General features: G+C 66.1%; 9 protein-coding genes. 7 read left to right on the forward strand and 2 right to left on the reverse strand.

Annotation, left to right across the window (positions count from 1 at the left end; genetic code table 11):
• Positions 1 to 198 precede the first annotated feature (198 nt).
• Complete coding sequence (locus EFAMC1_RS08995) at positions 199 to 1,191, reverse strand: Abi family protein (protein WP_187324640.1); 993 nt, start codon at positions 1,189 to 1,191, stop codon at positions 199 to 201.
• An 84-nt stretch (positions 1,192 to 1,275) separates the two neighbouring features.
• Between EFAMC1_RS08995 and EFAMC1_RS09000 the strand changes: the two genes are divergently transcribed.
• The 4 genes from EFAMC1_RS09000 (at position 1,276) to EFAMC1_RS09015 (ending at position 5,693) form a co-directional block, all read left to right on the forward strand.
• Complete coding sequence (locus EFAMC1_RS09000; protein ID WP_187324641.1) at positions 1,276 to 1,626, forward strand: hypothetical protein; 351 nt, start codon at positions 1,276 to 1,278, stop codon at positions 1,624 to 1,626.
• An 8-nt stretch (positions 1,627 to 1,634) separates the two neighbouring features.
• Positions 1,635 to 2,354, forward strand: coding sequence for a hypothetical protein (locus tag EFAMC1_RS09005; protein WP_261981847.1), 720 nt, complete (start codon positions 1,635 to 1,637; stop codon positions 2,352 to 2,354).
• A gap of 1,367 nt (positions 2,355 to 3,721) precedes the next feature.
• Positions 3,722 to 4,147, forward strand: coding sequence for an RrF2 family transcriptional regulator (locus EFAMC1_RS09010; protein WP_154053945.1), 426 nt, complete (start codon positions 3,722 to 3,724; stop codon positions 4,145 to 4,147).
• A gap of 100 nt (positions 4,148 to 4,247) precedes the next feature.
• Positions 4,248 to 5,693: a Sapep family Mn(2+)-dependent dipeptidase gene (locus EFAMC1_RS09015; RefSeq protein ID WP_154053946.1), complete on the forward strand. Its 1,446-nt coding sequence runs from the start codon at positions 4,248 to 4,250 to the stop codon at positions 5,691 to 5,693.
• A gap of 129 nt (positions 5,694 to 5,822) precedes the next feature.
• On the opposite strand, the gene EFAMC1_RS09020 is transcribed toward EFAMC1_RS09015, so the two are convergent.
• Positions 5,823 to 8,627: a hypothetical protein gene (locus EFAMC1_RS09020; protein ID WP_154053947.1), complete on the reverse strand. Its 2,805-nt coding sequence runs from the start codon at positions 8,625 to 8,627 to the stop codon at positions 5,823 to 5,825.
• A 232-nt stretch (positions 8,628 to 8,859) separates the two neighbouring features.
• Here EFAMC1_RS09020 and EFAMC1_RS09025 point away from each other — a divergent pair, with 232 nt between their 5' ends.
• The 3 genes from EFAMC1_RS09025 (at position 8,860) to EFAMC1_RS09035 (ending at position 11,086) form a co-directional block, all read left to right on the forward strand.
• The gene (locus tag EFAMC1_RS09025; protein ID WP_154053948.1) at positions 8,860 to 10,251 is read left to right on the forward strand and encodes a threonine/serine exporter ThrE family protein; all 1,392 of its coding nucleotides are present in this window, start codon (positions 8,860 to 8,862) and stop codon (positions 10,249 to 10,251) included.
• 90 nt (positions 10,252 to 10,341) lie between these two features.
• Positions 10,342 to 10,719, forward strand: a complete 378-nt coding sequence (locus EFAMC1_RS09030; protein WP_154053949.1) for a hypothetical protein — start codon at positions 10,342 to 10,344, stop codon at positions 10,717 to 10,719.
• A complete protein-coding gene (locus tag EFAMC1_RS09035) occupies positions 10,706 to 11,086 on the forward strand; it encodes a hypothetical protein (RefSeq protein ID WP_154053950.1) in 381 nt (126 codons plus the stop codon). The genes EFAMC1_RS09030 and EFAMC1_RS09035 overlap by 14 nt, the downstream gene beginning before the upstream one ends.
• Positions 11,087 to 11,292: the final 206 nt, after the last annotated feature.

An 11,292-nucleotide genomic window follows, 5' to 3' on the forward strand; every position in this document is an offset into this window, starting at 1 on the left:
GCCGCTTTCCACCACGGAAGGCGGCCGTTTCTGTTAAGAGAGCGGCTTCTGGGGATGGGACGGGCGCCCAGGACGAGCGTCCGTGAATGAATGACATTAGTCTATTCCGGGTATTGCGCCTGTGAGCTGGGCGGTGATGGATGCGGAGAGCTGACTTCTGCTGCTACGGGACGTGTCCGCTATTGCCGTGAGAGCCGGTCAGCCGCCCTGTCCATGACCTCGCTGAGCATGGCCAGGCCGTTCCTCAGCTCGCCCTGCTTGGAGAAGTAGTCCCCGTGCGCCATGAATCGCCTGCGCAGGGCTCGGAGCTGCTCGGCGGCGTCTCCTCTCGCGTCCTCGCTCCTGACCATGTGCATGCAGCAGAGGGCGAGGGCGGTGAAAGAGGGTGAGGGCGGTGAAGTCGTGGACGATGGGCGCCCTCTTGGTGAGCGACACGAGTTCGCGGTCGATTCCCAGCTCCTCGACCGCCATCCTAGAGATGGAGCCGACGGGCTTCCTCAGCTTCGAGCCGAGCGTGCTGAGCATGTTCCCGTTGTGGGCGGCGGCGTTCCTCAGCGCCTTCGTCGGGAAAAGCAGACCCTTTACCGCCTCTTTGTCCTTCATCGCCTGCCGCTCGAAGACGTAGTACTTGTAGAGCGAGATGACGCCTCCGAAGGACGCGAGCTCGAGGTAGTTCCAGACCGCCATGTGTCCGGGGTCCCCGTACTTCTCGACGAGCCTGCGGGTGAAGGAGGACCCGCCCAGCCCGGCGAGGCTCCTCTCGGTGTGGTCGGGGTCTATCCCGTCGAGCGAATCCGATGCAAGGTGCAGCAGGGAGGGTAGGGCGGAGATGACGGATTTGGCGTCCGATGCCGTCAGGTCTCCGGACAGGCTTCTGACTACCGGGGCCTTCGACCGAATGGAGCAAAGGTCGACCCTCTTCTCGAGCACCCTGACCTTCCTCTCGCGCTCGGAGTCGAAGAAGGACGCCATGAGCTCGTAGGGGTCGTCTCCCGCGTCCATGATCATCCTGTTGAGCTCGACCTTCATGGAGTGGTCGATGTCGAGCGTGAGGGAGAGGATCGTCTCGCGGAGGTGGTGGTCGAGCCTCGTGAGCTCGGCGAGGTAGGCGAAGTCGAGGTTGATGTAGGAGCCGAAGTGCTCCGAGCTGGGGTTGGTGTATCTGGAGAAGCACTTCGCGAACGCCTTCACCTTGAAGAAGAAGTTGCTCTCCCGCAGGAATCGCTCGGCCTCCTGCTCGTCCGTCAGCTCGAAGCGGACCCCTCGGTCCTTGAGGTGGCGGACCTGCTGGACGGCGTCGATGAGCGGCCGTTCCTATGCGCCGACCCGGTGCGCATCGGCCGCGTCGGGGAGTCGCCGGGCGACTTCTGGGAGCAGGCGGTGGCGCAGGTCGGCCGGCGCTTCGACCTGGCCCGCGTGGAGCGCGTGAGCCTGGGCGCCGACGGCGAGGCGCAGTACGTGAACGGCGCCTCCAGGATACCGTTCCGCGAGGTCGATGGCTGGATCGACCCGTTCCACGTGATCCGCGCGGCGGCCTCGTGCGCGGTGGACCGTGGGGTCGGGGGCAGTCCTCCTTCATACTCCAAGAATCAGGTAAAGAAGACCTTGCGGGATGCCGTGCGGTAGTGTCAACCGTGGACGAGGTCTATGGGGCTCTCGAATGTCTCAAATCAAATCCTGCTATCGAGATTAGACCCTCACGTGGTGTTATCGACTATATACGCGAGTCCCCAAAAGCAAATGGCTATCGCAGTCTCCGTGTCATTACAGCTCATGATGTCATGCCGTATGGATATCGCGGCTTGGCGTGCGAGACCCAGACCAGGACAGAATTGCAGCATTCGTGGGCAACGGCTCTTGAGACGTATGATGTCATCAAGAGAGGCCGCATGAAATTTGGTGGAGGTTCACCAAAGGAAAAGCGGTACTTCTCTCTCGTGTCGGCTGCTTTTGCTGTTCTTGAGGGGTGTGCCCGCGTTCCCGAGACCCCGGACAGTCTCGGCGATATTTGCGATGAGCTTGTTTTGCTGGAGAAGGATCTAGGCATACTTGCCAGGCTGAGGGCGTGTTCCAGTTCGGTGCGTATGATCAATAGCTTCTACAATTCTGCTGGCGCTAAATATTGCATACTATATATTGACTACGAGCAGCAGTTGACTCAAATAGACGTGTTTCCAGCTTCGCAAGAGAAAAAGGTGCAAGAGAGGTTTAATACCCTAGAGCGCAAGAAGGAGCAGATGCAGGACGTGCTCATGGTTCTCGTCTCGTCCGTGAAGGACCTGGAAGCTACGTATCCTAACTATTCATCAGACATCTCATACTTTTTGGGAATAATGGATAATCTGGCGAACTGATGCAGCGGCGGTCGACCGCTTTCTATTCTCTTGTTACCCCGGGATGCCCCTTTCTTGTTACCCCGGGATGCCCCTTGTTTGTTTACACGAAATCAATGGTAAGGTCCTGCTGCGGTGCCTAGCGGAGCGTGTAGAGCGCGGAGGCGTAGCTCTCATTCCTTCTCATAGAGGGTCACTCCGTCTCTCTTGATGTCTGCGCCGAGCTCGGGCGAGACATCTTTGTCTGGTACTTGCGAGAGGTCAGCCTGAGCGAGCAAAGCATGTCAGCTGCCTGCGAGAGAATGAGTGCAGTGGGCTCCGCTTCCCTATACAGCACCGCACCTTTGCAAGAACGTACTCAAAGGCCGTATGCAGCGCGTGAGCAACGAGCGACTGCCCATCGTCGTAGTAAACCTTGACCTTATCGTATGACTGGAAATAGTCGAGATTCTCAAAGATAAGATCGGCGGTCTCTCTCCTCATCCTTGTGTATGGGGCCGCCTTGTCAGAGAACTGGCTTCTCTCGTAAACAAAGGCCTTGTACGTGACTGGCATATGAGGGCACGAAACTGCTGGATGGGACTATATGCATCTTTATGGGGGTGGGGCGGGTGTGAGGTCCTGGCTTCTCGATTGCTGGGTTTTCATGCCTGGGGGATGGGTGCTGCCGGCTTATATTGCGATGGTGGTCACGAAGGTCGATTTACCGTGGGTGGCGGAGAGGGCAATCCGCCTCGCGGGGGTTGGTTGGGAAGAAACCAGCAACCTATATGGCGAGTCTGATGTCTTATAACAAATAACTGCTTCCAGGATTCTCCTAGATGGAGGAACGTCCAGGTCGGAAGTCATAATAAGCAACGGTAAATAGCCCTTCGTGACCAGCAACTGGAAAAATGGTGGCGTGGGCTGCTTGGACAACGCCGGCACATTGCAAATCGGGCCGCGCAACCAACCTACTCGCTGGCAGATGCGTCGTCGCCATGCGGGGCGCTGGGGGAGTGGTGCTCGGCCTCGATGGTGCGCTCGAAGAGGCCGGGGAGCTCCCAGCCCAGGCGCTCGGCACCGGTGATGATGACGTCTCTGCTGCACGTAGGCTTGGGCTGGCGTTGGAATCATGATGCCTCCTGGTGCATTCTGACTAACCCTACTACCTATCATCCTATAGAATTGGTGGGGAAAAGCTATGAAGCTCGGAATGAGTCGGGCGGAAGGCTGGGTTGCGGTTTGCCGGGCGCGGCGCGTGGGCCTCGCGTTGGTTCGGCTGCGCAGACTCGTGCGCGGTGCGCAACGCCGGCGTCTCGTTCGCGGGGCGCGAGAGGCGCGAACGCTCGTCACCGTAAACCGGCCTTCTCGCACGGCGCCATATCTGGGCTGCTAAGGAGGCCGCCATGCTCGTCTCAACCAAGGGACGCTACGCCCTGCGCGTCATGATCGACCTCGCCGAGCACGTGGGCGAGGACTACCTGCCGCTGCGCGACATCGCGCGTCGGCAGGACATCTCGGAGAAGTACCTCGAGAGCATCCTCAAGGTGCTCGTGCGCGCGCGCCTCATCGAGGGCCTGCGCGGCAAGGGCGGCGGCTACCGCCTCACGCGCGACGCGTCCGACTACACGGTGGGCGAGGTGCTGCGCCTCACGGAGGGGTCGCTCGCGCCGGTGTCGGGCCTGGAGGACGAGCGGACCTTCCGCGTGGAGGAGACCCGATGTCACGAGATGTGGGTCAAGCTGGACCGCATCATCAGCGACTACCTCGACGGGATCAAGCTTTCGGACCTGTGCGTGGACTCGCTCGTGGGCAACGACTACGTGATCTAGCGCTCGAGACGGGCGTGCGGCGCCCCTCGGCCTCGCCCGGTCGCGCTACACTGGCATGATGAACTGACGGCGCGGCCGCGAAAGCGAGACGGGAGCTCCCATGGCCAATAAAGACCAGCTCAAGCAGGATATCGACGCGTTCGTGGAGCGCGTGTGGCCGGAGGTGCTCGACGACATCGCCGACCTCGTGAACGTGCGCAGCGTGGAGGACCTCGACCACGCCGCCGAGAACGCGCCGTGGGGCCCTGGCCCGCGCGAGGCGCTCGACGAGGCCCTCTGCATCGCCGACCGCGTGGGCCTCGCCGCCCACGACTGCGACGGCTACATCGGCTTTGCCGACCTGCCCGGCGTCTCCGACAAGCAGATTGCCACCATCGCGCACGTGGACGTGGTGCCCGAGGGTCCGGGCTGGCACACCGACCCGTTCGAGATGGTTCGCCGCGAGGGCTGGCTGCTCGGCCGCGGAACCATCGACGACAAGGGCCCGGCCGTACTGTCGCTCCACGCCGCGCGCTTCTTTGCCGAGCGCGTGGAGGAGACCGGCGAGCGGATACCCTACACCCTGCGCGTGCTGCTGGGCGCCAACGAGGAGACGCGCATGGGCGACGTCGAGTGGTACCTCGAGCACTACCCGCAGCCGGACTTCCTCTTCACGCCGGACGCGGAGTTCCCGGTCTGCTGCGGCGAGAAGGGCCAGCTCCAGGGCACGTTCTCGTCCAAGCCGGTGGCGGGTTCCGTGGCGGGTGCCCGCATCCTCGAGCTTGCGGGCGGCTCGGCCGTGAACGCGGTACCGAGCCTGGCCCACGCGGTGGTGCGTGCCGACGCCCAGGCGCTGTCCGTGCCCGAGAACTTCGAGGTGGAGCCGGCAGGCGAGGAGGACGGCCAGCCGCTCGCGCGCATCACGGCGCACGGCGTCGGCGGCCACGCGTCGCTTCCCGAGGGCACTCGCAACGCCATCGGCATGCTGTGTGGCTACCTTCTCGACAACGGCCTGTGCTCCGACGGCGAGCGCGAGTTCCTCGAGCTCGAGCGCGTGCTTCACGCCGACACGCGCGGGGCTGCGCTTGGCGTTGACGCCACGGACGACATCTTCGACCCGCTCACCTGCGTGGGTGGCCTCGTGAGCCTCACCGCCGACGGCCGCATCGAGCAGACGGCGGACTGCCGCTACCCCAAGTCGACCACCTCGGAGGCCATCGAGGCACAGCTTGCGCGCGTGGCGGCCGGCCACGGCGCCGAGTTCTCCGTCATCCGCACCTGCGTGCCGTTCTACGTGGATCCCAGCTCGCCTGAGATTCAGACGCTCGTGCGCTGCTACAACGAGTACACGGGACTCGACACCAAGCCGTTCACCATCGGCGGCGGCACGTACGCGCGCCACTTCGCGCGGGCGGCGAGCTTTGGTCCGGAGGAGCCGCACCAGGAGACGCCCGAGTGGGTGGGCCAGATGCACGGCCCCGACGAGGGCGCGAGCGAGGAGCAGCTTCGCCAGGCACTCAAGATCTACATCTGCGCGATTGCCGAGCTCATGGAGCTGGAGCTGTAGGCTGTGGGTTCCGGACGTGCGGCCTCGCGGCAGCGAGAGAGCAAAGAAGAGCGGGTCGACGGAAGAGGCCGTCGGCCCGCTCTTGCGTTCGGGGGTGTGCAAAACGAACACGTCCCCAATTGCACCATGCTAGCGGTCGGGCTCGCGCTCGAGGGAGTTGGCGACGCCGTGCATGACGTCGTCGCCGGAGAGGGCACCGAGCAGGGTGGCGAAGCTGCGAGCCACGGGGAAGACCTCGGCGTCGGTGGCGGCCTGCGCAGCCTCCACGAGCACACCCACGACCTTCTCGGTGGGGGCCAGCGGCACGTCGGCCTCCTCGAGGACCTTCTCCACCTGCTTGGGCTCCACGCCCTTGGTGGCGGTCATCGCGCGCATGGTCTGTAGCTCGAGCATCGCTGCGCCCGAGCACGACGCCCGGCTCACGACTGCCTTCTGGTAGCAGGCGTCGGCCACGTCCAGGTTGCCGAGGTGCCACTCCATGAAGGCAAGGCGGTAGTAGCAGGTGCCGATGCCCTGCGGGTCGAACGCGTAGGCGAGGTAGTGGCGCAGCTCGCGCGCGGCCTCGTCCTGGCGGCCCAGGATCTCGAGGCAGCGCGTGGCGCGCAGCGTCCCCGACATGTCGAGCGGGTTCAGGTCCTGGGCGCGGCGGGCAAAGCCGAGTGCCGCTTCCGTCTTGCCGTCGAGCATGAGGGCCGTTGCCATGAGCAGCTGGGCGCCAAAGTAGGCGTCGGGTACGAGGCGCACCGTCACGCCGGGTTTGGCGAGCAGGCGATTGTAGAGCGTGCGGGCCACGTAGCTCGTGAATTCGCGCCAGACCACGGTGTCGGTGTCGGTGTAGGTATCGAGCGCGTCGATGGGCGCCAGCGCGTCGGTGAGCACGCCCACGGCCTCGTGGGCGCGGTTGCGCTCGAGCAGCTGGCTCGCGCGTTGGCAGGAGCGGGTGAGCTCGTCGCCGTCGACGAACTCGTCCTCCATGCCGTAGGCGTCGTCGTCCGAGAGGCTGCCGTCGATGAGGGCGCGGGCCGTGCGGCGCCCCGCATCGACCACCGAGGGGTCGCTGTCGCGCGAGGTGAGGCCCAAGATCTCGCGTACGTTTTTCTCCGTTGAGGGCGTGAGCTCGCGGAAGAGCTCGCGTGCCACCTCGCTTCGGTGCGCGTTCTCGTTGATGGCGAGGTCGCTCACGCGCGTGGCGCCCAGCAGGTTTGCCTCGAAGCGGGGTAGGAGGCGGCTCGAGAGGTCCACCGTGGCGTAGCGCGTCGAGGGGCAGAAGCGCTCGTCGTCGAGCGAGAAGCCCTGCTCCACCTCGGTAAGTGCGCCGTCCTGCAGCTTGAACGTGAGACCCAGCTGGCGGCAGGCGGCCACGGCGTCGAAGGACCTCGCGAGGTCGAGCTCGCGCAGGGCCCTGCGGGCGACGTCTCCCGTGAGCAGGCAGGCGTGGCGCGTGGGCGTGTCGAGCACGACGGCGACGAACACGTGGCAGAGCCGGCGCGAGCAGCGGAAGGCGTGGCTCGCGAGCAGAAGGACGCAGCGCAGGGCGTAGCTCGTGGCCTCCATCTCGCGCATCTGGTGCGACGCCGGGACGATGCGGCCGAGCTCCTCGGACCACACCGACGCGGGCTGGGCGCCGGCCGGCACGAACTTCGTGACAATTGCCGCGTCTCCGCCCATGAGGTTGACGCGGAAGTTGGCGACGAGCCTGAGCGGCAGGCGGAAGGTCTCGATGCCGGCCGAGATGGACTGGCGCACGCCCCACTCGCCCATGACATCGCTCATGCTGGCGTGGGGGATGGGGTCGGTGCCCACCTGCGCGGCGATGGAGGAGACGAGCGCCTGGTTGAAGCGGTAGCAGTCCTCGATGGTGGGGGTGCCTGCGGAGGGGGTGTCGCCGGCGTCGTCGGGCGTGCTGGCGAGGGCTTCGGTCTCGGCGGGGGTGGCGGTGTCGGCGGTGCCGGCTGGGATCGCGGCCGAGTCCGTGTCGTCGGCCTGCTCGTCCTCGGGCGCCTTGAGCGCGAGCGCCTGGGCGTCGAGGGCGGCCTCTGCGTCCTCGGCCTCCGCGCTCAGGTGCTCCCACGCAAAGAGGGTGCGGTTGAGCGCACCCTCGATGGCGAGGACGCGCACCATGTCGGGCCAGGCCACCTGGGCCTCGTCGACGCGCAGGTAGAAGGTCTTGCTGCGGCTGGGGCGGATGACGGTGACGTCGGGCAGGTCGGCGTCGGCAGCAAAGAGGCCGGCCTCGTCGAGGCCGCGCGCCAGATAGGACGACACGGCGTCGGCCGCCGTGCCCTCGCCGTCGGTGGCGTGGGCCTCCTTGGTGCGGATGTTGCCCACGAGGTGCTTGAGCTCGGCAATCGCGTCGTCTGCGTGGAGCAGCGTGTGGGCGAGCTCGTCCATGTCGAGCAGCTCGGGCGCGGGCGCGACCTCCCCGGAGGGTCGCCTCGCGAGGGCCGTCTCGGCGGGGGAGTCGTCCTGCGTGGCGCTCGTGTGGTGAGAGACGCGCGAGGGCATGGTCTCGTTGGCCACGAATGGCGCGGCGCTTGCGGCGAGGGCAAGCTCGCCGGCCGCGGTGGCGGGGGTGCCACTGGTTGTGGCGTGGGCCTCGGCCGAGGCTGTGGCGCTCGTCTCGGCTGCGCGCCCGCCCTTCTCGGCAGACGCGTCCCTTGGCGTGGCGTCCCTCTCGGCCGTGCCGGCGGCCGCAGTGCCATCCTTGCCCGAGTCCTTCTCGGTGGCTTGGGCCCTTGCCTGGGCCTTCGCGCGCGCGGACGTCTCGCTGGCCTGGCGCGCACACTTCTCGGCGCAGGCGGCGTCGACCTTGCGTTGCTCGGCCACCTCCTTCTTGCGCAGGTGCGCGCCGAGCGCGAAGCCGCCGGCGACGAGGGCAGCAGACATGCCTCCCGCCACCAAAGCAGCCAGCATCGTCCAATCCTCAGCTCGCATGTCTCCTCCTTCCGCCGCCTGGCATTCCCTGGTCCCGACGTGCCGCTTGCGAGGCGACGCGTGGCGGGTGCCCGTCTCGTGCGTCACCTGCCACGCCGCCGTGCGGACCGCGTCGCATCGGGACCCATGACCTCGCGCGACGAATTGGTTTTATCCTTGAGTCTATACCCAGCCAGCGCCGCTTCGTTGGGGGGTACCATGGGTGCCGCATGAGTTTAACAACGGGGGAAGCATGATAGAGAGAGCAACGCTGCTGAGGCGCCATCATTCTCATGGCGTGAGGATTCGGCCGCACCATATGCAGGCGGCCTGGCACGAGGTCGTGCGCGAGGGCGACGAGCTCGCCGTCGACGCCCCGCTTGCCGACAAGTCGACCATCATCTGCCGGACTGGCCTTCTGCTGCTCGCGGGTGGCTCCGGCGCGTGGCGCGTGCGCGACGCGATGAACCGCGTGGCGCGCGTGCTGGGCGTGGTCATCCACGTGGACATCTCACTTCTGGCCATCGAGTGCACCTGCATCGAGGGGCACGAGACGTTCAGCGAGGTGGTGAGCCTGGCGGCGAGCGGCGTCAACACGCATCGCATCTGGCTCATGGAGAACTACCTGCGCGAGGTGGAGACGCTCGGGCGCGAGCTCACGGTGCACGGCTACCACGAGCTGCTCGACGTGATCGAGAAGGCCAAGGGCAACTACGTGCCCTGGCAGTTGGGCCTGGCCTCGGGCTGCGCGTGTGGCGCCTTCGTGTTCCTGCTGGGTGGTGGCCCCGTCGAGATGCTGTGCGCCACGGCCGGCGCGGGCATCGGCAACTTCGTGCGCGCGAGCATGGGCCGGCGCAAGATCGGGCAGTTCAGCGGCATCGCGTGCGGCGTGGCTGCGGCGTGCGTGACGTACCTGCTCGTGCTCAGGCTGCTGGGGATGGCCGTGCCGTCGGCGCTTGCGCACCAGGCGGGCTACATCGGCGCCATGCTCTTCGTGATCCCGGGCTTTCCGCTCATCACGTCGGGGCTCGACATCGCAAAGCTCGACATGCGCAGCGGCATCGAGCGGCTTACCTTTGCCGTGTCGGTCATCGTACTGGCCACGCTTGTGGGTTGGCTGGTGGCCGAGGTGGTGGGCCTTGCGCCCGACGACTTCCAGCCGCTGGGCCTCGCGCCTTTGTCTCTCACGCTGCTGAGGCTCGCGATGAGCTTCGTGGGCGTCTACGGCTTCTCGGTCATGTTCAACAGCCCGGCCAAGATGTGCGCCACGGCCGGCTGCATCGGGGCCATCTCCAACACGCTGCGCCTCTCGCTGGTTGACCTGCCCACGCTCTTCCCGGCGTTGGGGCTCTCCGCCGGCGCTCCCCCCGAGGCCGCCGCGTTTGCGGGCGCGCTCTGCTCGGGGCTTCTGGCCGCCGCGCTGGGGCTGCACACGAGCTTCCCGCGCATCTCGCTCACCGTGCCGTCGATCGTGATCATGGTGCCGGGCCTCTACATGTACCGGGCCATCTACTACATGTGCGTGTTCGACACGGTCAACATGCTGAGCTGGGCCACGCGCGCCATCCTCATCGTGGCGTTCCTGCCGGTGGGGCTTGGCGTTGCGCGCACGCTCACGGACACGCGCTGGCGGCACACGAGCTAGGGATGCGCTGCCCGTCTTTGCTGGGCTGACGCCCTGCATCCTATTGTCCTGGCTCGGCTTTGCGGGCCATCACGTCTATCAAGGAGTCCCATGGACGCACAGACCATCGCCAACCGAGTGGCCGAGGCGGTCGAGGCCGCGCCGGCGCGTGCTCAGGAGCTCATTGCCGACCCGCGCGGCGCCGTGGAACGCATCACGGGTGCCACGGGCTTTGACGTGACGGGAGTGCTCACGGCCACGCTGCGCAAGCTCTCGGGTTCGGGGCTCGACCTGTCGCGCGTGGTGGACCTGTCCGAGCTTGACCTGGAGCAGATCGACGTGGTGCGGCTTGACGTCGCCGAGCTGCAGGATGCGGCGCGGAAGCTGCACGTTGACATGTCGAAGCTGGACATGGGCGCCATTGCCGGCAAGATGCTGGGCGGCGGCAGCCTGGGCGGGCTCTTGGGTGGCCTGTTTGGCAAGCGATAGCTGCGCCGCCGTGCGGGGCGCGGGCACTGCGATGGCGCTGGTTGCGGACGTCGGGGCCTTGGCGGGCGAAGGCGGCCCCTTCACCGACTGCGAGCTTGCGCAGGCGTCGGGCCGCGCCGAGCGCGACGTGTACCTGGCCGGGCGAGTTGCCGCGAAGCGGGCCACTTGCGAGGCCCTGGCCGCTGTGGGCCTTGCGGCTGGCATGGGTGATATCGAGTGCGTGGACGCCGAGTCGGGTGCGCCAACGGTGCGGCTTCTTGGGCCTGTAGCTGGGCGAGCTGACGCCAAGGTCTCCATTACGAACGAGTGCGGCCGTGCTTTGGCCGTTGCCGTGTGCGAGCTGTTGCCGGACGTTCCGATCTTGTAGCTCGGCTCGTGCAACGCGCGCAGCGTATCGCAAGCAAGGCTACGCCTTCGCTGCGGTCCTGGCACCTAGCGCCAAGCGACTTAATGAGTTGAGGCGTCCATCGCCTGCTGTTCGAGGATTCTCGTTGGGATGGTGCGGTTTTGACGGTTTTGAACGGGTGCTTGTGAGCGCCAGTTAATGGGCGTGCGGCTTTGACGGATTTGTAT

Origin of the sequence: Olsenella uli (genome assembly GCF_901212675.1) — a bacterium.
In the GTDB taxonomy this organism is placed as follows: Bacteria; Actinomycetota; Coriobacteriia; order Coriobacteriales; family Atopobiaceae; genus Parolsenella; species Parolsenella uli_B.

What these genes read in the sequence shown, in the direction of transcription:
- EFAMC1_RS09010 (WP_154053945.1), top strand. Translation starts at nt 3,722, where the DNA reads ATGCTCGTCTCAACCAAGGGACGCTACGCCCTGCGCGTCATGATCGAC.
- EFAMC1_RS09015 (WP_154053946.1), top strand. Translation starts at nt 4,248, where the DNA reads ATGGCCAATAAAGACCAGCTCAAGCAGGATATCGACGCGTTCGTGGAG.
- EFAMC1_RS09020 (WP_154053947.1), bottom strand. Translation starts at nt 8,627, where the DNA reads ATGCGAGCTGAGGATTGGACGATGCTGGCTGCTTTGGTGGCGGGAGGC.
- EFAMC1_RS09025 (WP_154053948.1), top strand. Translation starts at nt 8,860, where the DNA reads ATGATAGAGAGAGCAACGCTGCTGAGGCGCCATCATTCTCATGGCGTG.
- EFAMC1_RS09030 (WP_154053949.1), top strand. Translation starts at nt 10,342, where the DNA reads ATGGACGCACAGACCATCGCCAACCGAGTGGCCGAGGCGGTCGAGGCC.